This window comes from Rothia similimucilaginosa, from assembly GCF_029850875.1.
In the GTDB taxonomy this organism is placed as follows: domain Bacteria; phylum Actinomycetota; class Actinomycetes; order Actinomycetales; family Micrococcaceae; genus Rothia.
Genome location: NZ_JAOVAM010000003.1, coordinates 1 through 22142, shown reverse-complemented (window position 1 = coordinate 22142; position 22142 = coordinate 1). Strand labels below are relative to the sequence as shown.

The following is a 22142-nucleotide window of genomic DNA, read 5'->3' as shown; positions in this document are numbered from 1 at the left end:
TTCGGTCAAGAGCGTTTTATACGCTCACAAGGGTAAAGGCCGGAGAATCCCCCAACCCAAAAGTAGTAAGGGTACTCCTGAATTGGGGGAGAAGCTAACCGGCTAGACGCTTAGGAAGCGGAGGAAGAGGCGCTCGTGGAGGTGACACCAACCCACTTGGCCTTCATCTTGTCGAGCTCGCCGTTTTCCTTGAGCTTGGTAATGGTGGCGTTTGCCTTGGTCAGCAGGGCTTTGTTGTTGGAGGAAACTGCTGCGGCAATCTGCTCGGTGTTATCGGAATCCTGGTAGGCGATCTTGAAGGAGTCCGGGTTGTTGGTCAGTGCCTCGGAAACCACGGAGAGGTTCGCTGCGACTGCCTTGACCTGACCGGTCTTCAGAGCGGAGAACATGAGGGAGGTGTCTTCGTACTGGATGACCTCTGCACCGTTTTCCTTGGCGTAGGATTCGCCGCTGGTTGCCTGCTGTGCACCAACGCTGACACCCTTTAGGTCTGCTGCGGAGGTGATGGAGGAACCCTTGGGGACCAGGATTGCCAGGTTGTCGTCAAAGTAGACGGTGGTGAATTCCATCTTGCTCTTACGTTCATCGGTTACTCCGATACCCGCCAGAGCGATATCGCACTGACCGGTGACAAGGCCGGTACCGGAGTCCAGACCCTCGAAGCTGATGGAGGTCAGCTGAGCCTTCACACCCAGGTCGGAGGCGATAGCGTTGGCGATGTCTGCATCCAGACCGACGATGCTACCGTTTTCTTCGTATTCGAAGGGCTTGTAGGGGGTGTTGGTGCAGACGCTGAGGGTGCCGGACTTTACGAGGCTGACCTCGCCGTTAGGGTCGGTGTTCTCATTGGCGGTGGAGACGCAGCCGGTCAGTGCCAGGGGGAGCACTGCCAGCAGTGCGAGGGGTTTGAGGGATACCATTTTGAAGATTGCGGTGTTCATTGGGATGCTCCTGTGTGAGGTGTGTTCTATGAACTCTAGGCTCCATTGTGCGCCCCTATGTTAAAAAATGCAAGAATATACATAAATATTCATAAATTTTGCTGAATGTGCATAAATCCCATCGAAAAAACTGAATAAAACCCCGAATTGGCGACTTAAAAATAACTTCAGAACGCACCTTAACGCACCGTGCGACACTACTACGGGTTACCCAACTATTGAATCTAGTAACCTCCATGCCACAATTGAGAGCGTGAACGCAGAGAAGAACACCCGCGCAACCCGCGCAACCCTAGACAAGAAAACCAGCGATATCGCCGCCATGTTTGATACCGTCGCTGAACGCTACGACCTCATGAACGGCATCCTCTCGCTTGGTCAGCACATCTACTGGCGCAAACAGGCCGTCGCCGCCGTCGACGCGCGCCCCGGCCAGAAAGTACTGGACGTAGCCGCAGGTACCGGCGTCTCCTCCGAACCCTTCGCCGACGCCGGCGTGGATGTCATCGCAGCAGACCTCTCCGAAGGCATGCTCGACGTGGGCCGCCGCCGTCGTCCCGACATGACCTTCGTGCAGGCAGACGTCACCGCCCTGCCCTTCGAAGATGAAACCTTCGACGCAGTCACGATGTCCTACGGCCTGCGCAATGTCGCTGACTACCCCAAAGCACTGAGCGAAATCTACCGCGTGCTCAAGCCCGGCGGCCGCATCGTTATCCTCGAGTTCTCCACCCCAACCTTCGCCCCCTTCGGCGCGGTCTACAAGAACTACATTATGAAGGCAATCCCGCCGATCGCCCGCGCAATCTCCTCCAACCCCGAATCCTACGAATACCTCGCCGAGTCCATCATCACATGGCCCAACCAGCAGGAACTGGCGCAGAAGTTCAAGGAATCGGGCTTCACCTCCGTGCAGTACCGCAACCTTACCGGCGGCATCGTCGCCATTCACCGCGGTTTCAAGCCTGGAGCCCATAACGCATAGACACCGCCTTCACACTCTACCGAAGATACCAACACCAAGAAGATAGAAGACACCGTGAGCAACGCAGAGCAACCCATTGCCGCAACCGACCTGCTGGGAGATCTCGACCTGAAGCTTCCCGCAGGCTTCGAACTCATCGCCGCAGACCCCAAGCTGGGTCCGCAAATTCTCTCCTCTCTCGCACGTATTGAGGAGCGCCTGGCAGAAGCCATTGAACAGACTGACCATCTGGCAGACGTCGCATCCCGTCACCTGCTCTCGGCGGGCGGCAAGCGCGTGCGCCCACTGCTGGCACTGCTCTGCGCAGCGGTCGACGGCGAAATCAACGATGACGTCATAGAAGCTGCTGTGGTCGTTGAGCTGACCCACCTGGCAACCCTCTACCACGATGACGTGATGGATGATGCGCCCAAGCGCCGCGGCGTGGACAGCGCCCAGATGATTTGGGGCAACTCCGTCGCGATTCTGACCGGCGATCTGATCTTCTCCCGTGCATCCCTACTGGTGTCCGAGCTGGGCACCCGCCCCATGAAGATTCAGTCCCAGACTTTTGAGCGTCTGGTGCTCGGCCAGCTCTTCGAAACCACCGGTCCGCGCGAGGGTCAGGACCTACTCGACCACTACATTGCTGTCATTGAGGGCAAGACCGGCTCCCTGATTGCCGCAGCCGGTGAGTACGGCTCCCTGCTTTCGGGTGCTTCCGAAGACGTTATCTCTATGGTCAAGGCGTACGGCGAGCTGGTAGGCGTGGCTTTCCAGCTGGCCGACGATGTGATTGACATTGTCAGTGACGGCAAGACCAGCGGTAAGACCCGCGGCACCGACCTGCGCGAGGGTGTGCCCACCCTGCCGACCATCCTGCTGGACCGTGCGGTAGCTGCCAACAAAGAATCCGCTATTGCTGTTCGCGCCCTGCTGGATGCCGATTTGAGCTCCGATGAGGCCTTGGAGACTGCAGTGGAGGCGCTCGCCGCCCACCCGGTCACCCAGGAAGCATGGCAGATTGCCTACGACTGGGCGGACCGCGCGATTGCCGCGATTGCTCCGCTGCCCGAGTCTACAGCAAAGGCTGCACTGGAGTCTTTTGCTCACGCTGTGGTTCACCGCGAAGGCTAAAACCTGCCGTTTAGCGTGTGCCCGAGTCTAACGACTCCGGGCGTCTCACACTTCAAAACCCCCGCTAAATCTGCCTGGATTTGGCGGGGGTTTTCTGTCTTTTGGCTAGTCCGCGCCGATTTATGGGATAGCTAGGGGTATGTGCTTTACCCCAAGAAGTTCCGCATACTGGGGCCTTTTTGACCAGCTCTCCGCCTTTAAGGTAAACCTTATGGAATGTCCGAGGTGCACATCCACCCCTCAGAAGCCTGACGGCTCCCACACCCAACCCGTGTTGGAGAGCCGTTTACTATTTCTGGACGCGAGTAGAACCCAACCACTCCAACGGGTTATTCTCGCACCAACCATCCGCGTCCCCACACATTCGAGGTTTACAACTATGGGAGCATCTACCCCTAAGGCGCCCACGAAGCGCGAAGGCTTCTCTAGCCGTCGCGTCTTTATCTTTGCCGCCATCGGTTCTGCTGTTGGTCTGGGCAATATTTGGCGTTTCCCCTACATCGCATTTGATAATGGCGGCGGCGCCTTCATGATCCCCTACATTGTCGCCCTGCTGACCGCCGGTCTGACTTTCCTTTTCTTTGACTACGCTATCGGTCACCGTGCGCGTGCGTCGTCCCCGCTAGCTTTCCGCCGTCTGAACCGTAAGACCGAGTTCATCGGCTGGTGGCACATGGGTATTAATTTCGTCATCGCTATCTACTACGCCGCTATTGTGGCGTGGTCGCTGCGTTACATGGTTTTCTCCTTCACCAATGAGTGGGGCGACAATCCGAAGGCGTTCTTCCAGGGGGAGTTCCTGAAGGTTGCAGACACTCCCGGTGTCTCCCTGGACTTCAACATGAACGTCCTGATTCCCATGGTTCTTGTGTGGGGCGTCCTGCTTGCTGTGATGGCTCTGGGCGTTCAGAAGGGTGTGGGTGCAGCCAACATCATCTTTATCCCGCTGCTGCTGGTCATGTTTGTTGGTCTGGTGATTTACTCGCTGACCCTGCCCGGTGCTGCTGATGGTCTGAATGCTCTGTTCACTCCCAGCTGGGACTCCCTGGCTAACCCCGATGTGTGGGTTGCAGCTTATGGACAGATTTTCTACTCCCTGTCTATCGGCTTCGGCATTATGATTACCTACTCCTCCTACCTGAAGCCTAAGACTGACCTGACCGGTTCCGGTGCTGTGGTTGGTTTCGCAAACTCCGGTTTTGAGCTTCTTGCGGGTATCGGTGTGTTCGCTGCTCTGGGTTTCATGGCTCAGGCTGCTGGCACCCAGGTGAGCGAGGTTGCAACCAGCGGTATTGGTCTGGCGTTCATCGCGTTCCCGACCATTATTTCTCAGGCGCCCGGCGGCGTGCTGATTGGTATCCTTTTCTTCGGCTCCCTGCTCTTTGCTGGTTTCACCTCCCTCATCTCGATTCTTGAGGTGATTATTGCCGGTATTCAGGACAAGTTCGCGACGTCCCGCCTGGCATCTACCATTCTGGTGGTTGTTCCGATGGCTCTGATTTCGCTACTGCTGATGCCGACCACCACCGGTCTGTACGTGCTTGATATTCTCGATAACTTCGTGAACCTCTTCGGTATTCTGGCAGCTGGCTTGTGCGCCATTATCGTGGTTGCATACGTGGTGCGTGCACTGCCGGCTCTGGCTGAGCACCTGAACCGCTACTCCTCCATCAAGGCTGGCAAGATTTGGATGATTCTGCTGGCTGTCGTGACCCCGCTGATTCTGGGCTACTCCCTGATTCAGAGCGTCATTAAGCTTGTGGCAACCCCCTATGAGGGTTACCCGGCAGATATGCTGGCTATTTTCGGTTGGGGTATGAGTGCACTCCTGCTGGTTGGCGCGATTGTTGTTTCTCTCTTGCCCTGGTCGAAGAAGTCTCGTGCTGCTGAAGAGCCTCCGGCGCCTCCGGTGATTGCCGGTCAGGTGGAGCACGGCCACGTTGATTCGACCATTACCCGTTAGGAGCCCTCATGTCTATCTCCGCAATTGTGATGCTCATTGTGGCAATCCTGATTATCTGGGGTGGCCTGGGTTTGGCTCTGCTGAACCTGCACCGTCAGCCGGATCTGGATGCTCTCGATGATGCTGCTGAAGCTCAGGGTTCTGAGCTTTAGAGTGTGAACGCGATACACAGTGATGCCCCGCAGGCTAACGCCTGCGGGGCATCACGGTGTTTTATGCGGGACTGCGTTTTGCGCGGGGTAGGGAGAGCTACTTACTCTGTACGTCTTCAGCCTGCACGAGCGGGATCATGCCGGTTTCCGGGTCGGACAGCGCGGAGACGCGGTAGGCACGGGAGGCACGCAACGCATCCACAGTGAAAATGACGAGAGCGACCCAGATGAGGCTCAGACCCAGCACCTTATCGGCGCTCATCTGCTCGTGCAGAACGGTCAGTGCCAGAACGAACTGGATGGTCGGGCCCAGGTACTGCACCATGCCGATGACGGAAAGCGGAAGAGCTTTGGTGGCCGCAGCAAAGAGCATGAGCGGCACAACGGTGACCACACCCGTGGAGGCGAGAAGCCAGAAGTGTCCGGGACCCTCACTGAGGAGAGTCATCTGTCCCTGCGCGTTGAGCACCAAGAGGGCGGCAACGCCGAAGGGCGCCAGGATGAAAGTCTCTAGAGACAGCGAAATAATGGGGCTGACATCGTGGGCGATGCGCGCCTTCAGCAGACCGTAGATGCCGAAGGTGAACGCCACGCCCAGACCCGTCCACGGCACCTGGCCATAGATGAGGCTCATGATCAGCACCGCAATACAGGAAATCGCCACAGATACCCACTGTGCCGGGCGTAGGCGCTCATGCAGGAAGATGACGCCCAGCACCACGGAGACCAGTGGGTTAATGAAATATCCCAGGGACACGTCAATGGTGTGGCCGCTGGTTGTCGCCATCACGTAGATAAGCCAGTTCGCACAGATGAGGAATGATGCCGCCGTCAGCACCAGCATGATGCGGCGGTCCCGTAGCGCACGGCGGAAGTCTGCAGTTACCCTCAAAATCGGTAGCAGCAGGGCGCAGAAGATGAGGGAGAAGACCACACGCGCCACGACAATCTTAATAGGGCCTGCCGGTGCCATCATCACAAAATACAGGGGGAGCAGACCCCAAATAATGTAGGTGCCGATGATGGCGATGAACCCGTTGCGGGTGGTGTGCTTCTGTGTTTCTGACATGGTTTCTTCTTCTGAACTAAGTTCTCGGTTACGTTCTTCTAATGCTAGTCCTCGGGATGCGCCAGCGGGGGCTTTGAATAGCACTGGGGGTACTCTACCTGCCGGGCACGCCTCAGGCGCGGTACCACGAGGATACCGCGCCTGAGGAATGTTGCGTATTCGGTTTAGAGGCCGAAGAAGCGGGAGAAGAAGCCCTTCTTCTTGGGCTGCGCTGCCTTGTGGCGTGCAGATTCTTCCTGCTCGCGGCGAGCTGCCTCTTCGTGCTCTGCCTGCAGGTCGGGAGTTGCACCAGAGCTGCGGATGGGCTCCACGTGCTGCTCCTCATACTCTGCTGCATCCTGCTCAACCTCGACGGGCTGCTCAGCAACAGGTTCAGCTGCGACCGGCTCCTTAACATTAACGTACTCGCCAGAAGCCTCAACGGTCTTGTGCTCGGGCTGCTCGGTACCGATGGATTCGTCGGTGTAGACGCGAGCCTGCTCGGTCTCTTCTGCTTCGTACTCGCCAGGCAGGGTCTCCACGGTAACCAGGCCGGGCTCTGCGTGCTCTGCCGGGTCCTGATCGAAGGGAGCATCGTCTGCGGGGTAGAGGTTCTCGGTGCTCTCGACGCCGGCAACCTCGGTCTCTGCGACCGGTGCGTGCTCGGCAATTTCGACGGCGCGCTCAGCTTCAGCCTCGGCACGTGCAGCGGCGCGTTCTGCCGCCTCCTGCTCGCGCTGTGCGTTCTGAGCCGCTGCCTCAGCAGCTGCCACGCGCTCAATCTCGGCCCGAAGTGCTGCAAGGGATTCGCGACGCTGTGCGGCAGCGGCTGCGCACTGCTCCAGAACTTCGGGGCCAACCTGAGGTTCAGCCTGCTCGATGCCACTGATTCGGCCCTCGTCGAACCACAGGCGCAGGGCGCCGTCGGTTGCAGTCAGCACTGCGGTTGCTTCGGTATCCCAGGCAATGTGGAAGCCACGCTGCTGAGCGTAGGAGTCCACCGCCAGAACCTGGTTGTGTACCTCTTCGCTCTGCAGGGTCTTAGCAATGACGCGGCCAATACCCTTGTAGGTCGGTGCCTCGAGGGTCAGCTCAGCGCCCTCTAGCAAGGTCCATGCGCGCACACCAGCACCTGCGGGCAGCGGGTAGTGTGCGTACAGGCCGCTAATGGTCTTGGTCGCCAGGGTCAGACGGCGTGCCAGAGACTCGGAGAGGGGCAGCTCGTCGGTGGTCAGCTCAACCAAGCCGTCACGCTCACCTGTTTCACGAGCCTGAATAGCGGCAGAAACAACGGAGTCGGGGAAGTAGCCCAGCTGCTGCCAAGACCAAATCCAAGTACCGCGGTTCTCAGATTCAGTGCCCAGTAGATGCGGCTTGAGCGAGAGCGGGGGAGTGGAGTCAAAATCCAGAGACTGGGAGGTGAAATCCACATTCCACTCGGAGGTACCCACGAGCTCGGCGAGTCGAGCCTGGTACTCGGTGGAGATAAAAATCGATGCGTCGATAAGGTCCTGCAGAGAATTCGTCATGCTTCAAGATTATCAACCTTTTAGCGTTCACCATGCCGTGTATCCCCGGTTTTAATGTGCGCTTTAGGCGTATTGGGCTATAAGGTGCCTGATTGAGCCGTATCCAAGAGCTCTGAAGGAGAGGTAGAGCATATATCTTCCGGCGTAAACTATCTGCGTGGAGTGCCCGTGTTCGTTAGAATCGAAGGGACGGCTTCTTCCGGCACCCTGTAAGCCGACACTACGACCGGACACGGATGCTTCCAGCCGCGCCGTAATCACACTCAAGGATATATGAACTATGACTGAACCCCGCCTCGCCGAGACGAGTAGCCGTGCCGCGCGCATCCAGGACGCGCTGAACAACATTGGAAGCTGGCTGCTGGATGTCGTTAGTGTTGACCCCGGCTGGAGCGAAATGGTGCTGGACGTCAAACCTCTGGTAGGTCAGATTTTCGTGCGCGTGCGTGAATTCCGCAACGGTGAAGAGTTCATCGGTACCATCGGCCCGCTCAAGGATGGATCACCCATTATTGCTGAGGTTCGCAAGCTGCAGCGCGCTGCCTACGACGGTAACCGCGGCACCTGGTTTACCGCCTCCATCGTGGTTGCGGCTACTGACTGGCCCAACCCGCAGTTCAGCGTGGGTGCCTCCTACAACCGTGACGACGAGCCTGCTAGCTGGAAGAATGAAGGCACCCTAACCGCAACCGACGTGCGTGAGCACTTGGCTGAGTTCCCACGTGATGCTTCGCGTGTCCCCGCATGGGCTCGTGAGCGTATGGAGGGCCGTGCCCGCCACTCTGCCGTAGCTGCGCTGTCTTCGAGCGAGCATGAGATTCCAAACCCGTACTTGGTCTCCGCTCTGGAAACCTTCCGTAACGACGTGCAGGAGCGAACCCTCATTAACGTGGTTCGTACAATGCTCGGTGGTGACGTTCTGCTCGACGCGACCGGTTCCCTGCTGATTCCTTCCGAGACGGACGCAATGGGCCCCGAATCGGTGCTGACCCACCAGGTCATTCGGATGCCAGAGACCAGCATGCAGGCGCTGTGCGTGTTCTCCTCCTCCGAGCACATTGGCAAGAGCTACGTGCGTCAGGAATCCGAGGGGGATGAGCTGATTCTGCGTGAACCGGCGATGAAGGTCTTCATTGACTTCCTCAGCAATGAGGCGCTGGACTTGATCGTGGTTGACCCCGGTACTGACCATGAGTGCTACATTGAGCGCGCTCAGGTGCACTGGATTGTCACTTCTCCCCGCAATGACGGTGCAAAAATGGCGCTTGTGCAGGACAACATGCAGATGCTGCTCGGCTCGCTGGCGTCCCCGGCGTCCGTGCTGCTGATGGGTGTTGACCCGGCCGACCCGTCTGGTACCTCCTTCGTGTTTGACCCGGATGAGAATGGCAACCCGCAGAGCCTACTGGTGTTCACCTCGCCCATTGAGATTGCGGCACTGGACCCGCATGTTGAGGCGCGTTCGGCAAATGCCTTGGATATTCTGCGTTACGCCCTGGATATTGGCGCACCGAGCGTGAAGGTGAACGCAATTAACCCTTCCACTGTGTTGAGCGCGGCGCAGATTCGCGAGCTCCTCGATATTGTGCGTGGACAGGAAGCGGTCTTCGGCGCTTCTCCCGCTGGTGCTAGTGCATCCGCATAGTTCGTAAAACCCGTCACGTAAAATCGCCCGGAAGAAACACCCACACGGTGTTGTCTCTTCCGGGCGATTTTTGTGTTTGGAGAGGGTTGTAATCCTGCAAACGGGTTTAAAATATGGGGCCGGTGACTCAACCTCACTGAAAGTCACCGACCCCATAGTAGTAGCTAGCTGTGCGTCATGTTCTCGAATCTACAGGAGAACAGACGCTGCCGTATCTTATGAACCAGATGCGGCGGCTGCCACGGCCTCGCGAACGCGAGAACCGAGCTCAGGGTGAACGCTATCCCAGTATTGGAACGCGCGTTCACGAATCTCGTCGGAACGAACAGCGCCTACGTGACCGGAGATGTTGCTGATCAGGCGTTCGCGTTCTTCGTCGTTCATGGTTACCTCGTAGAGGGTGCGAGCCTGCGAGAAATCATCATCATCCGGGCGCAGGGTGTAGGCGGTGCGTACCAGCTCGCCATCAGACTCCCAGCTACCTTCGCCAGCGCGTTCCGCATCCGCATGCGGTCCACCCAGACTATTCGGCGCGTAGGTCGGAACGGAGGGGTCGTTGAAGTTATAACGCATCGAACCGTCATGCGAATAGTTGTTCACCGGCGCTGCGTGTGGTGCGTTCACGGGCAGCTGTGCGAAGTTGGTGCCGATGCGGTAGCGATGAGCATCCGGGTAGGAGAAGATACGACCGAGCAGCATCTTATCGGGCGAAGCCGCGATACCGGGCACAAAATTCGAGGGGGAGAAGGCTGCCTGCTCGATTTCAGCGAAGAAATTCTGCGGGTTGCGATCCAGCACCATGCGACCCACCTTGATCAGCGGGTAATCCGAGTGCGGCCACACCTTCGTCAGATCGAAGGGGTTAAGACGGTAGGTCTTCGCGCTCTCATAGGGCATGATCTGCACATAGAGCGTCCAGGCGGGGTAGTTGCCACGCTCGATAGCCTCGCGCAGGTCGCGGCGGTGGAAGTCAGCATCCTTACCCGCCATTTCATCGGCCTGAGCCTGGGTGAAGAACTCGTTGCCCTGCTCGGTCTTGAAGTGGTACTTAACCCAGAAGCGCTCGCCCTCGGCGTTAATCCACTGGTAGGTGTGAGAGCCGAAGCCGTCCATGTGGCGCAGGGTGCGGGGCAGGCCGCGGTCGCCCATCAGCCAGGTTACCTGGTGCGCCGATGCCGGATTGAGGCTCCAGAAATCCCACTGCATATCGTGATCGCGCAGACCCGAACCGGGCATACGCTTCTGCGAGTGGATGAAGTCGGGGAACTTAATGGCATCGCGAATGAAGAAGATAGGAGTGTTGTTGCCTACCAGGTCGTAGTTGCCTTCGGTGGTGTAGAATTTCACCGCGAAACCGCGTGGGTCACGCCAGGTATCGGGGGAGCCGGATTCGCCCGCCACGGTTGAGAAACGAATCAGCAGCTCGGTTTTAACGCCGGGCTGAAAGAGCGCCGCACGGGTGTACTGCGAAACGTCTTCGGTGGTTTCAAAGTAGCCGTATGCGCCGGTTCCCTTCGCGTGCACCACACGCTCGGGCACACGCTCACGGTTGAACTGAGCGAGCTTTTCAACAGTGTAAGCATCGTGCAGAACGATGGGACCATCGGCGCCCACGGTGAGCGAATGATCATCTGAAGCCACCGGCGTGCCAGTGCTCGTGGTGGTGTAAGAACCGGGATGAATGGGGTTCTGCGGGGTCTGATACATATTTGCTTCTCCTTGTGTTTTTGGTGATGCTATGTGGTTTTCGACGAGCATTCTTCCTGTTTTAGGGTGCAACTAACGAACACCGAGGGGCTGTTTTCACGCCCGGAGTAAGGTGTGGGAATGTGGTTCGTTAGTGCTGAACGCTCGCTGCGGCTTGCATCTGGCTCTTCGCCAGTTCTGCTTCTGCCTCAGTTTGACAGCCTGCGCAGACGCCTCGATACAGTACATCTGCGCTAAAGAGCGCCATGCCATGAAAATTACTGGGAGTCAGGCAAGGCGCGGAACCGACCGCACAGTCCACGTCTTCGACCTTGCCGCAACGTACGCAGAAGGCGTGGTGGTGGTTGTCGCCCGTTCGGGTTTCGTAGAGGGCGGGGGTTCCCGGCGGCTCAAACTTGCGCAACAGGTCGATATCGGTCAGATCGGCAAGAATCACGTAGACCGACTGAACAGTGATGGCGGGGATGCGCTCGCGGACTGCCTGCACAATGGTGTCGGCGGTGGAGTGCGGGTGATCCTGTACTGCATGGAGTACGGCGAGGCGCTGCTTGGTGACGCGGCGGCCCTTGGCGCGCAGGCCGGTGGTCCATGCTTCTTCGAGCTGTTCGGGGCTCATTGCGGGGAGCAGAGGTAGGCCGGTGGTGTGGGCACAGCCAGTATTGTGGTGTTCTGGATGCTGGGTCTTCTTCGTATCGGAGGTTGTCTTTGCGTCGGTCATAGGTATAAGTCTACACATTATTATGAGAAATTCATAATTATCTTATGAAAAACTCATAATAAGCCGGTGAAGTGTCCTTTTCATCCACTCTGTGGTGCCCCTCCGCCCCCCTCTGCTTCGGGTGTAAAAAGATGCCGTACAATCAAAGAACCTAGAGTAACCCGCACCGGCGATTACCATCAAGGAGGATAGGGGCATGGTATACGACTTCACAAATCCCATTTACATTCTGCTGATGGTTTTGCTCTTTGGTGTACCCATCGTGACCCCCGTAATTTACGGTCAATACCGCAGTACTACCACCGGTTTTGATCTGGAGGGGCAGCTGATGCTTGGTCTGCTCTTCACCCTTTTCCTGGGTGCTTACGGCACGATTCTGCTGCTCGGTATTTTCCCGACTGCTACGGCTCAGGTAATGGAGCAGGTGCCCCTGGTGAATATCCCGGGTGCCATTCCCTAACACCTTCCGCATAGTTCGGTGCGCCGGTGACGCTCTGGGTGAATCCGCGTGCCATAAGATGCGCTGGCGGGTGCTTACACGTACTCTATAGAGTCAAGTACACGCTGACCTATTTGCTCAGGAGGATACCCATGCACAGTCATAACAATGGATTTAAAACTGCCCTGCTGATGGGCTCCATGGTGGGCATGATGTTGCTCATTGGCGGTCTGCTCTCGGTGAGCTTCCGCTCCTCCATTTTCATCTGGATTATGGGTTTGTTCGGTTTGGCTTCGGTCGCGTACACCTACTGGAATTCCGATAAGCTCGCCCTGCGTTCCATGGATGCATACCCGGTTAGTCGTGAAGAGGTTCCGGTGCTTTACGACATTGTGGAGGAGCTGTCCTCCCGTGCGGGTCAGCCCATGCCTGCCCTCTACGTGGCGCCGACTATGACCCCGAATGCGTTCGCAACCGGTCGTAACCCGCAGAATGCGGCGGTGTGCTGCACCGAGGGTATTCTGCAGCTGCTGGATGAGCGCGAGATGCGCGGCGTGCTCGGCCACGAACTGATGCACGTGTACAACCGTGATATCCTCACCTCCTCCGTTGCGGCGGGTATCGCCTCTATCATCGGTACTGTGGCTCAGTTCCTCTCGTTTGGGGCGATGTTCGGTGGATCCAACCGCGATGGTGAACGCACCAACCCCCTCGCCATGTTCGTGGTTGCCATGCTGGCTCCCATTGCTACGCAGGTCATTCAGATGGCTATTAGTCGCACCCGTGAATTTGACGCCGACGAGGACGGCGCACGTCTGACCGGCGACCCGCTGGCTCTGGCCTCGGCGCTGCACAAGCTGGAGAGCGGTGTGTCCATGTATCCGATGGATCCGAACAACCGCAATACCGAGGCGGCAAGCGCTATGATGATTGCGAATCCCTTCGGTTCGTTGAAGAATATGCTCTCTACTCACCCGCCGATGGATCAGCGTATTGCGCGTCTGCAGCAGCAGGCTCGTGAGATGGGTCAGTACTAAGTCTTTTCTCGCCCTCGTCTCCGGGCTTGAATGTGACGCTCTATAAATATGGCGTTGCATGAATATGACCCGGGGTGACGATTGTGACCCGCGATGACGGGTCGGCAGACAAAAAATCCTCGGGGTGGCTACTGTGGAAGTAGTTACCCCGAGGTTTTTTATGTATTGGTCTCTAACCGTGCTCCCTCGCGGGGGAGTGCATGAGCTTAGCGGTAGTTGGTGAACTGCAGGTCAACCTCAAGGTCGGCGGACTTGAGCATTGCAATGACTTCCTGCAGGTCATCGCGGGACTTGGAGGAGACGCGCAGCTCATCGCCCTGGATGTTCGCCTTCACGCCCTTGGGGCCCTCTTCGCGAATCATCTTGGAGATTTTCTTTGCCTGATCCTGTGCGATGCCTTCCTTGATGGAGCACTCGATGCGGGTTTCCTTGCCGGATGCGTAGGGTTTGCCGGAGTCCAGGGACTTCAGGGAGATGCCGCGCTTGACCAGTTTGGACTGGAAAACATCCAGCACTGCCAGTGCGCGCTCTTCGGCGTTTGCCTTGATGAGGATTTTGTCGCCGGAGTAATCGATTTCTGCGCCAACGCCGCGGAAGTCGTAACGCTGGGAGATCTCCTTCTGCGCTTGGTGCAGTGCGTTGGAAACTTCCTGCTTGTCCACCTTGGACACAATGTCGAATGACGATTCGCTAGCCATGGGCTTTCCTTTCGTGAATGAGGTGCTTCTGGCACCGGTTAGTACTAGCCTACCGGGTTGGGGCTCTTGTTCACAGCTAACTAACAGAAATACGGGCCTGTTTTACAGGTGTTACCAACCTAAAAAGAGGACAATGGAGATATGACCATTCATAATCTGTCTGTAACGGACGCACACACGAGCGAGGAAGCTCGCGATCTGCAAACCCTGCTCTTCATTGACTTACATACCTCTCTGGGTGCTGAGCCCGAAGATATTCCTGAGGCTGAGCGCCTCAGCGAGTCTGACCACAACGATATTCACCTTGACCCACATTCGGAAGAATCTAAGGATTCTCCCTTTGAAGGCATTGGTATTACTCTGACTGAGCCTTCACTGGTGGCACGTTTCCGTGGTGTTCGCCGTGATCTGGAACGTGAGATTGCCGGTGACATGTGTACTGTGGAGCAGGCGCGCCGCTACCTGGAGCACCTGGAGATTGTGCTTCTGCTTGAACAGGATGGCGATATTCCTTCCCGTTCCTTCTAAAACTGCTGTAGGTGGTGGCTTTATTCACGGCTTTATTCATAAGGTGAGAGCACGCGCGCTGCGATAGATGTGTGCGATAGATATGGGTGCGCGGTGAGCGTGTGATGATGCTCTTGCGTGATGAAAAGACGATAAATGCAACCAGATATATAACCTTCGTCACAAAACCCTATGTGAAGTGTACAAGTCTCTAAAACTGCTGTAGAGTAGTCTCTGTTCGCTTGAGCGAGCAACTAGCACTTAGCTAGGCGGCAGGTTACCCGAGCGGCCAAAGGGGGCTGACTGTAAATCAGCTGGCACTGCCTACGGGGGTTCGAATCCCTCACCTGCCACAAATAGCCCGGTTACAAAAGTAACCGGGTTTTTGTGTATCTAAAACTAGTTTCAGGGTGGATCCCGTAGCCGCTTTCTAGCCAAGCCGCTTTCCACTGCGAAGATCTTCTACCATAGTGGTCTTCCACGGTTGAGCCCGTATTTTCTTGGTGCCCACATTGGGGGCTTTCCCCAGGACGCTGTAGGGGATAACCAAGGGGCTTCGCCTGCCGAGTCGGGCGCCTCCATTATTCGGCTATGAGGGCATTCGCCAGAGTATTCGCGGCACGCCCGTAAACCGGCTGAAACAGCCGCGAAAAGTACTTACTATGACCGCAATTTGTCATATCTTTCACAATGTTTGAATCCCAGGGCGAACAATTAGCGATTGGGGTCTTGAGGGTGTAGCTTTATCTCATGGCTACTATTGAAATTACTCAGCAGAACCTGACTGCTACCGTCGAGAGCAACGACATCGTCTTCCTGGACTTCTGGGCAGATTGGTGCGGTCCCTGCAAGCAGTTCTCTCCCGTCTACGAGGCGGCTTCGGAGAAGCACAGTGACATTGTTTTCGGCAAGGTCGACACCGAGGACCAGGGCCAGCTTGCTCAGGCAGCAGGCATCACCTCCATTCCCACCATCATGGGCTTCCGTGGCGGTATCCTGGTTTACCAGCAGGCTGGCGCACTGCGCGAAGACCAGCTGGAGACCGTAATCGGTTCGATCCGCGAGCTCGACATGGACAAGGTCCGTGCAGAGATCGCAGCAGCAGAGGGCTCTGCAGAGAAGAAGTAAGGCTCAACACTACAAAAGAGCTTGAACGGGGTGTACCCGCCGGCACAACCGGCAGGGGCGCCCCGTCCCCTTTTAACCTCGTGAGGGTGCAGGAGCATTAGCGGTCGCGGTGATCCTCAATGGTCATGCGCGCCCCGTAGCGCTGCTTCGAAAAGCCTGAAGCATGCATGAGCCGCACCAGACGCTGCCGATGCGGGCTAAAGGGCGCCAGCAGAGTGAGCATTCCCGCATCATCGGTGCGCTGACCGGTGAACAGCTCACCGACCGCGTGCGCCAGATGGTAGTCGCCCACGCTGATGGCGTCAGGGTGCCCGCACACCCGTTGCAGGGCCTCGGAAATACTCCACGGGCCCACACCGCGCACAGTGTGCAGGCTTCGCGCCAGTAGCGCGATGTCGCCTTCTGCCGCAATGTTTTTTAGAGATTCTGCGGAACGAGCGTAAGCGTACACAGCGTCGTAGCGGCTTTTATCAACGCCGGCCCGATGCCAATCCCAGGTAGGAATCATCGCCAGGGTCCGGGCGCTTGGGTAGACGCGCATTCCTTCCGGCTGATGCCCCAACCCGGTTAAAGGGGCGGGGGAACCGTACTTTCGCAGAACCCAGCCCAGGGCTCTGAACGCTTCGGTCTGGGTGATGCGCTGCTCCACAATGGCGTTGAGCATCTGCCGGTCCAGCTGCCCCGAGGCGCTGAGGCGGAGCCCCGGATTCTGCCGCCAGGCCTGCTGAACACGCGACGGAAGAGACTCAAAAGAAGACAGCGCGCCGAACTGCTCAGCGGGGTCGTGCAACCCCAGCCAGTACGTCATTTCCTGCGCTAACGCCTGAAGGTCGGCTCGCGCCTGCATCTGCTGATTAGCGGCACTATAAGAAACCCAGATGCGAATACGCACCGGGCGCATCAGCAGGCGATGTAGGGAGGGGAGGGCCTCGGGAAGCTTAGCGGGCTGCCCCAATCGTTCGGCGTACAGCACCGCCGGGAACTCATGAAACGGCGTGCGAGCCGTCAACCAAATCCTTTCGGCACCATCCGCGCGGCTCAGCGCACGATACGAAAGATCCTGGGCACCGCGGCGTAGCGATCCCAACGTCTGCACCAACTGCACCGGAACGTGCGGCTCAATCACAACCTCGCACACCTCCGGGCTCAGAACGCCCGGAAGAGACGAAACAGCGGGGGAGAGAGTACGAATCTGAATGCGTGGTTCGTAAAGAGCATCCGCAAGCGCCGGTGCATAGGGTACACCAGCTGCCGCCAAAGGATGCCGGGTGTGCCGTGCATCCGCTTCGGAGCGGCCATTCGGAGAAACAGGAGGAATCGTACTCACCCCACCAGTCTATTCCCTCATTGACGATGCCCAACCAATATACGCCCCTCAGCTAAAGTGACAGAAATACCCGGCAGAGCAGTCACACCGCTAATGCGATACCCTAAAAGATAGAGCAGAAATGAACGCAAACACCGCCACCGGCACTATACAGGCTATGCGTTCTGCCCGTTCACAAGGGCGCCTACAGCCCGGACATGCACCCCGAGAGAAGGACGCCTATGGCAGCGGAAGCACAAGAAGCATCCTCGAATACTGACGCACCTGAACAGAAGAACAGTACCGCCACCAGCGCGGGCCGTACTCAGCGCGCCAAGAAACAGTCGCGTCAGTCCCTTACTGAGCGCGTCAAGAGCATCCGCCCCCTAGAACTACTACCCGGTCTGTTGCTATCCGCCGCCGTCATGGCGTTGTACACCTACTATTCGCTGCAACAGATGAAGCACTGGATTACCCCCTCTTGGGATCTAGCGATTTTTACCCAGATGGCACAGGCGTACTCGCACTTCTCTGTACCCATCGTGCCTATTAAGGGGCCCAATTTTAACCTCTGGGGTGATCACTTCCACCCGATTCTGGTACTCCTGGGACCTGTCTATGCGTTGTTCCCCTCACCGACCACGCTACTGGTGGTGCAGAACGCCCTGGTTGCCTTCGCAAGCTTTGCCATTGTGCGCTTCACTCAGCGTGCCTTCGCGCTCGCCCAGAAAACTGAAGATACGCAGAAAACTGAAGATGCGCAGAAGAGCGAACCGACGCAGAACGTTCAATCCGCAAAACTTCAGGGCGTTATCCCGACCATCACCGGTCTGCTACTCGGCGCCGGATTCGCCCTCAGCTTTGGCGTTCAGCAAGCTATCGCCGCCCAATTCCACGAAGTAGCCTTCGCCGTGCCGCTGCTCGCCATGAGCCTCGGTTACCTGGTGCTCGCCTCTCGCGTGAGCGGCACCGAACGCGCACGCTACCTCGCCTATGCTTGCTGGTGGGCTCTACCCATTGCCTTCGTCAAAGAAGATATGGGCATTACTGTCGCAGCCATCGGCCTCATTATCTTTATCCGCACCGGCTGGCTGAGCACCGCCGTAGACATTCTGATGCCGCGCATCTCTGTGGGCACCCCGGCCCCGATGCGAATCCGCGTGCATCAGCTCTACTCCTCCTGGGCTCGCACCCCCGCCGTCGCCGAATCGACCATGGTCATGATTTGGGGCGTATTCTGGTCGGCCGTTGCCATCTACGTGATTCTGCCCTACTTCAACAGTGGGGGACACTTCGACTATGCAGACAAGGTGAACTTCTCTGCGGCTCTGGGCGACCCCTTCGGTTCGGCACTGCAGATGCTCAGCAACAACACCAAGCTGGCAACCCTCAGCCTGCTACTCATTACCGGGGCAGTCCTCTGGGTGATTTCTCCGCTCGCGGCAATAGTTCTACCGACCCTTGCGTGGCGTCTGCTCTCCACCATGGAGTCCTACTGGGCAAGCACCTGGCACTACTCGCTCGTGCTCATGCCCATCGTCTTCCTCGCCCTGCTTGACGCCGTCATGCGGATACGCTACGGCGTGGTTCCCGCAGTGGTTCCGATACGCTCGGCTACGCGCGCAATCGATAGCGCCTCCGCACAGAAACCTCAGACCAACACCCAGCCCAGCCGCCTCACCGTCACGGTACGCCGCATGCCCGTGTGGGCTCTACCCGCCGCGGCGCTCTTCCTTGCTGTATCCCCGATTTTTATGCCCGGCTCCCAGCAGCCCCTCGCATCCCTGGGTAATGTGCAGTTCACCGCCTCCGCGCTGACTAGGACTGACCAGATGAAGCAGGACGCCGTCCAGAAGGTACCCGAAGGGGTATCGGTCGCATCTGACCTGTCGATTCTGACTCAGCTGATTCCTGGTCGTACCGTCTACTGGATTGGACATGATGGTGAGCCTGCCCCCGACTACGTGGTCATCGACCGCATGAGCAACTCCTGGGGTGGCAACCCGCCGACCAACGCCGCACAGTATGCGGCTGACCGCTACCGCCACTCCTACGCGAAGTACGCGACCGTTGGCACGATTGATATTGTGCGGCGCGTAGATTAATCCGAGGAATACATAGGCATGATGCGTGCCTGAAAAGCGCCCGCCCTCCGGCTGTGAGGGTGGGTGCTCGCCGTTAAGAGATGAGGTTTTAAGCACCTTTTGAGGTCAGATAGGTGCCGCTACGGTACACTAGGTAGAACACGGGAACCCCCGATGAAGGTCTTGTGCGCACCCAGCACCCAAGGTGGTGCTGGAATTGTAGGTGCGCCGTACTCACCATCACCGATTGATACGCCCCATAAACTTGCGGTTTACACCGTACACGCGGGCTTCTCTTAACGATCTCTGGTCCAGCGTCTTTGCTACGTCTGCTGTAACAGATACACCACCGCCGTAGAGCGAGAAGGCGAACCACCAGGAATACGTGATATTACATGTGAGCATTACCCACCCTGTACACCCCTGTATCACAGGGACTACTGTGCGCCGAGCGTAGAGTATGAGTAGACGTGCGGATAATGTGCAGAGAAAATCAAGACCACCCCCAGCAAAAGCCGCTACCCGTAGCATCCGCAGAATACCTCTGCAGAATGTGCCGGTAACGGAGGCTCCCTGGACGTTCTACTCCCCAGGGGATGATGTGTGGCTGGGCCGTGAAGGGGACACCCGGTAAGCGCCGAAAAGCGTGCGCTTCCACCCCTACCGTATAGAGGAAAAATTGACTGAGAATACTGCTACCCCGGCCGAACTGAATGCCGAGGCAGAGGCCGTTGTGACCACCGAGAATACCCTTGAGAGCACTGCTGTAGAAGCAGAAGAAACCACCGTAGAAACTACTGCAGAAGCACCCGCCGCAGAAGAAACCGCCGAAAAGGCTGAAGAAGAAGGCGTACGCTTCACCGACCTGGGCCTGGATGGCCGCGTCCTGGCTGCCCTGGAAGAGGTTGGCTACGAGAAGCCGTCCCCCATCCAGGAACAGACTATCCCCCTGCTACTTGAGGGCCACGACGTGGTTGGTCTGGCACAGACCGGTACCGGTAAGACCGCAGCATTCGCGTTGCCGGCACTGTCCCGCATGGCTGAACTCGCCGACATCAACGGCGTCTCCCGCGACACCCAGGTTCTGGTTCTGGCACCCACCCGTGAGCTGGCTCTGCAGGTTGCAGAAGCCTTCTCCTCCTACGCAACCCACATGGCGGACTTCACCGTTCTGCCTATCTACGGTGGCTCCCCCTATGGCCCGCAGCTGGCCGGTCTGCGCCGCGGCGCACAGGTCGTTGTCGGTACCCCTGGCCGCGTGATTGACCACCTGGAAAAGGGCTCCCTGGACCTGTCCAACCTGCAGTACCTGGTGCTGGATGAGGCAGACGAAATGCTGCGCATGGGCTTCGCCGAAGACGTGGAAAAGATCCTCGAAGGCACCCCCGACACCAAGCAGGTTGCACTCTTCTCCGCAACCATGCCCAACTCGATCCGCAAGATCGCTCAGCAGTACCTGAATGATCCCACTGAGATTCGTGTCAAAGCTAAGACCACCACTAGCGCAAATATTACTCAGCGCTACATGCAGGTCATGCACTCCCACAAGCTGGATGCAATGACCCGCGTGCTCGAGGTCGAAAACTACGACGGCATTATCGTCTTCGTGCGCACCAAGAAGGAAACCGAGGAAGTTGCCGACAAGCTGAAGGCACGTGGTTTCGCGGCAGCAGCGATTAACGGTGACATCCCCCAGCAGCTGCGTGAGCGCACCGTTGACGCCCTGCGTGACGGCCGCATCGACATCCTCGTTGCAACCGATGTAGCGGCACGCGGTCTGGATGTTGAACGCATCTCCCTGGTCGTCAACTACGACATCCCCCACGACACCGAGTCCTACGTGCACCGTATCGGTCGTACCGGCCGTGCAGGTCGCGAGGGTGCAGCAATCCTCTTTGTCACCCCGCGTGAGAAGTACATGCTGCGTCAGATCGAGAAGGCAACCCGCCAGAAGGTCGAGCCGATGCATATGCCCACCGCAGAGGCAGTGAATGAGACCCGTAAGCAGCGCTTCGCTCAGCAGATTACCGAGACCATCGAGTCTGAGGACCTGAGCTTCTTCCGCCAGATTATCGAGGACTATGAGAACGAGCACGACACCACCGCTGAGGACATTGCAGCCGCACTGGCTATTATCGCTCAGCAGGGTCGCCCCTTCTTCCTGGATGAGGAGGAAGATATTGCCCGTAACTCTCGCCCCTTCTCTGACGATGATTCGGACCGCGGCGGACGTAAGGCAAAGCGCGCGCACAACGACGAGGGTATGGTCAACTACAAACTGAACGTTGGCCGTTCCTCCCGCGTGACCGCAGGTGCTATTGTGGGTGCGCTGGCTAACGAGGGTGGCATTAAGGGCTCCCAGATTGGCTCCATCGACATTCGCCAGCACTTCACCATTGTTGGCCTGCCCGAGGACCTGCCCCGCGACTTCTTCGATCGCCTGCGCGACACCAAGATTGCTGGCGAGTTCATCAACATCCGCAAGGACAACGGTCCCAGGGGTGGCGGCCGCAGCTTCGGTGGTGGTCGTCGTGAGGGCGGTTTCCGCGACTTTGATCGTCGTGAGGGTGGCCGTCGTGAAGGTGGCTACCGCGGTAACCGTGACGGTGGCCGTGACTTCGGCGGCGACCGCGATTTCAAGCGTCGTGACTTCGGTGGCAAGCGCAATGACCGTGACTTCGGTGATCGCGACTTCGGTGGCCGTGATAACCGCCGCGATGGCGGCTACCGTGGCAACCGTGACGGTGGCCATAACTTTGGCGGCCGCGGCAAGCGCTACTAAGATTTCGGCTAAGCTTGAACCTGCGGTATGAGGGCTTGCTGAGGCTATCGGTTAGTAGCCTTGTCATCCGCATATGATTCAAGACCGGCAGGGGAGTGATGAGCTCTCCTGCCGGTCTTTATGTATTTGTGTGTTGATGTGTTTCCAGCAGCTGTTGCGGTGGCATCTGGTCAATGCTGGGCTCCTGGTCTTCACTGGGCTCTCATGCGGCAATGCGGAGAACAATCAAGCATAAAATGTGGCGTATGCCATAGCTTTTCCGCTTGCGAGCATTCGTGAAGACCTGTATAGTTTTACCTGTTGCCCCGATAGCTCAGTGGTAGAGCGCCATCTTGGTAAGATGGAGGTCCCGGGATC

The 22142-nt window shown here is 57.8% G+C and carries 18 protein-coding genes and 1 tRNA gene; 12 read left to right on the top strand and 7 right to left on the bottom strand.

From position 1 onward, the window contains the following. Nucleotides 1-110: 110 nt before the first annotated feature. Nucleotides 111-941, bottom strand: a complete 831-nt coding sequence (locus QFX05_RS02945) for an ABC transporter substrate-binding protein (protein ID WP_279740775.1) — start codon at nt 939-941, stop codon at nt 111-113. A gap of 253 nt (nt 942-1194) precedes the next feature. Here QFX05_RS02945 and QFX05_RS02940 point away from each other — a divergent pair, with 253 nt between their 5' ends. The 4 genes from QFX05_RS02940 to QFX05_RS02925 all read left to right on the top strand — a co-directional run bounded on the left by QFX05_RS02940 (nt 1195) and on the right by QFX05_RS02925 (nt 5157). After that, a complete protein-coding gene (locus QFX05_RS02940; protein ID WP_279740774.1) occupies nt 1195-1926 on the top strand; it encodes a demethylmenaquinone methyltransferase in 732 nt (243 codons plus the stop codon). Nucleotides 1927-1980: 54 nt separating this feature from the next. After that, on the top strand, nt 1981-3042 hold the full coding sequence (locus tag QFX05_RS02935; protein WP_279740772.1) for a polyprenyl synthetase family protein: 1062 nt from the start codon (nt 1981-1983) through the stop codon (nt 3040-3042). A 379-nt stretch (nt 3043-3421) separates the two neighbouring features. Beyond that, a complete protein-coding gene (locus QFX05_RS02930) occupies nt 3422-5005 on the top strand; it encodes a sodium-dependent transporter (protein WP_279740771.1) in 1584 nt (527 codons plus the stop codon). A gap of 8 nt (nt 5006-5013) precedes the next feature. Beyond that, nucleotides 5014-5157, top strand: a complete 144-nt coding sequence (locus tag QFX05_RS02925) for a methionine/alanine import family NSS transporter small subunit (RefSeq protein ID WP_083311170.1) — start codon at nt 5014-5016, stop codon at nt 5155-5157. A 97-nt stretch (nt 5158-5254) separates the two neighbouring features. Here QFX05_RS02925 and rarD read toward each other — a convergent pair whose 3' ends face one another. Then, complete coding sequence (rarD, locus tag QFX05_RS02920; protein ID WP_279740770.1) at nt 5255-6226, bottom strand: EamA family transporter RarD; 972 nt, start codon at nt 6224-6226, stop codon at nt 5255-5257. Between the two features lie 164 nt (nt 6227-6390). Continuing rightward, on the bottom strand, nt 6391-7734 hold the full coding sequence (locus QFX05_RS02915; RefSeq protein ID WP_279740769.1) for a DUF6882 domain-containing protein: 1344 nt from the start codon (nt 7732-7734) through the stop codon (nt 6391-6393). Between the two features lie 280 nt (nt 7735-8014). On the opposite strand from QFX05_RS02915, the gene QFX05_RS02910 reads away from it, so the two are divergent. Then, nucleotides 8015-9379 (top strand): SseB family protein, encoded by a 1365-nt coding sequence (locus QFX05_RS02910; RefSeq protein ID WP_279740768.1) that lies wholly within the window; start codon nt 8015-8017, stop codon nt 9377-9379. A gap of 216 nt (nt 9380-9595) precedes the next feature. Here the strand turns inward: QFX05_RS02910 and QFX05_RS02905 are convergent, their stop codons facing one another. Both QFX05_RS02905 and QFX05_RS02900 read right to left on the bottom strand, forming a co-directional pair. After that, nucleotides 9596-11086: a catalase gene (locus QFX05_RS02905; RefSeq protein WP_279740767.1), complete on the bottom strand. Its 1491-nt coding sequence runs from the start codon at nt 11084-11086 to the stop codon at nt 9596-9598. 130 nt (nt 11087-11216) lie between these two features. Then, the gene (locus tag QFX05_RS02900; RefSeq protein WP_070685758.1) at nt 11217-11804 is read right to left on the bottom strand and encodes a Fur family transcriptional regulator; all 588 of its coding nucleotides are present in this window, start codon (nt 11802-11804) and stop codon (nt 11217-11219) included. Nucleotides 11805-12000: 196 nt separating this feature from the next. Here QFX05_RS02900 and QFX05_RS02895 point away from each other — a divergent pair, with 196 nt between their 5' ends. After that, on the top strand, nt 12001-12264 hold the full coding sequence (locus tag QFX05_RS02895; protein WP_070685756.1) for a hypothetical protein: 264 nt from the start codon (nt 12001-12003) through the stop codon (nt 12262-12264). 131 nt (nt 12265-12395) lie between these two features. Beyond that, nucleotides 12396-13280, top strand: coding sequence for a zinc metalloprotease HtpX (gene htpX / locus QFX05_RS02890; protein ID WP_070685754.1), 885 nt, complete (start codon nt 12396-12398; stop codon nt 13278-13280). 206 nt (nt 13281-13486) lie between these two features. On the opposite strand, the gene QFX05_RS02885 is transcribed toward htpX, so the two are convergent. Beyond that, entirely contained in the window at nt 13487-13978 is a 492-nt protein-coding gene (locus QFX05_RS02885; RefSeq protein WP_070685752.1) for a YajQ family cyclic di-GMP-binding protein, read from the bottom strand. A 141-nt stretch (nt 13979-14119) separates the two neighbouring features. Between QFX05_RS02885 and QFX05_RS02880 the strand changes: the two genes are divergently transcribed. The 3 genes from QFX05_RS02880 (at nt 14120) to QFX05_RS02870 (ending at nt 15613) form a co-directional block, all read left to right on the top strand. Continuing rightward, a complete protein-coding gene (locus QFX05_RS02880) occupies nt 14120-14506 on the top strand; it encodes a hypothetical protein (RefSeq protein WP_070685751.1) in 387 nt (128 codons plus the stop codon). A 250-nt stretch (nt 14507-14756) separates the two neighbouring features. Further along, nucleotides 14757-14838: transfer RNA gene (locus QFX05_RS02875), tRNA-Tyr, on the top strand. A 397-nt stretch (nt 14839-15235) separates the two neighbouring features. Continuing rightward, nucleotides 15236-15613: a thioredoxin family protein gene (locus tag QFX05_RS02870; protein ID WP_005504813.1), complete on the top strand. Its 378-nt coding sequence runs from the start codon at nt 15236-15238 to the stop codon at nt 15611-15613. A gap of 97 nt (nt 15614-15710) precedes the next feature. Here QFX05_RS02870 and QFX05_RS02865 read toward each other — a convergent pair whose 3' ends face one another. Then, nucleotides 15711-16940 (bottom strand): DNA-3-methyladenine glycosylase family protein, encoded by a 1230-nt coding sequence (locus tag QFX05_RS02865; RefSeq protein ID WP_279740764.1) that lies wholly within the window; start codon nt 16938-16940, stop codon nt 15711-15713. 221 nt (nt 16941-17161) lie between these two features. On the opposite strand from QFX05_RS02865, the gene QFX05_RS02860 reads away from it, so the two are divergent. Both QFX05_RS02860 and QFX05_RS02855 read left to right on the top strand, forming a co-directional pair. Beyond that, nucleotides 17162-19024 carry a DUF2079 domain-containing protein gene (locus QFX05_RS02860; protein WP_279740762.1) on the top strand — a complete coding sequence of 621 codons (1863 nt, stop codon included), beginning with the start codon at nt 17162-17164 and terminating at the stop codon, nt 19022-19024. Nucleotides 19025-19682: 658 nt separating this feature from the next. Beyond that, complete coding sequence (locus QFX05_RS02855) at nt 19683-21785, top strand: DEAD/DEAH box helicase (protein ID WP_279740759.1); 2103 nt, start codon at nt 19683-19685, stop codon at nt 21783-21785. The last annotated feature ends 357 nt before the right edge of the window (nt 21786-22142 follow it).

Bases quoted from the DNA above. Each gene is read 5' to 3' on its own strand.
- QFX05_RS02945 (WP_279740775.1), bottom strand. From the start codon at position 941: ATGAACACCGCAATCTTCAAAATGGTATCCCTCAAACCCCTCGCACTG.
- QFX05_RS02930 (WP_279740771.1), top strand. From the start codon at position 3,422: ATGGGAGCATCTACCCCTAAGGCGCCCACGAAGCGCGAAGGCTTCTCT.
- QFX05_RS02925 (WP_083311170.1), top strand. From the start codon at position 5,014: ATGTCTATCTCCGCAATTGTGATGCTCATTGTGGCAATCCTGATTATC.
- rarD (WP_279740770.1), bottom strand. From the start codon at position 6,226: ATGTCAGAAACACAGAAGCACACCACCCGCAACGGGTTCATCGCCATC.
- QFX05_RS02915 (WP_279740769.1), bottom strand. From the start codon at position 7,734: ATGACGAATTCTCTGCAGGACCTTATCGACGCATCGATTTTTATCTCC.
- QFX05_RS02910 (WP_279740768.1), top strand. From the start codon at position 8,015: ATGACTGAACCCCGCCTCGCCGAGACGAGTAGCCGTGCCGCGCGCATC.
- QFX05_RS02905 (WP_279740767.1), bottom strand. From the start codon at position 11,086: ATGTATCAGACCCCGCAGAACCCCATTCATCCCGGTTCTTACACCACC.
- QFX05_RS02900 (WP_070685758.1), bottom strand. From the start codon at position 11,804: ATGACCGACGCAAAGACAACCTCCGATACGAAGAAGACCCAGCATCCA.
- QFX05_RS02895 (WP_070685756.1), top strand. From the start codon at position 12,001: ATGGTATACGACTTCACAAATCCCATTTACATTCTGCTGATGGTTTTG.
- htpX (WP_070685754.1), top strand. From the start codon at position 12,396: ATGCACAGTCATAACAATGGATTTAAAACTGCCCTGCTGATGGGCTCC.
- QFX05_RS02885 (WP_070685752.1), bottom strand. From the start codon at position 13,978: ATGGCTAGCGAATCGTCATTCGACATTGTGTCCAAGGTGGACAAGCAG.
- QFX05_RS02880 (WP_070685751.1), top strand. From the start codon at position 14,120: ATGACCATTCATAATCTGTCTGTAACGGACGCACACACGAGCGAGGAA.
- QFX05_RS02870 (WP_005504813.1), top strand. From the start codon at position 15,236: ATGGCTACTATTGAAATTACTCAGCAGAACCTGACTGCTACCGTCGAG.
- QFX05_RS02860 (WP_279740762.1), top strand. From the start codon at position 17,162: ATGGCAGCGGAAGCACAAGAAGCATCCTCGAATACTGACGCACCTGAA.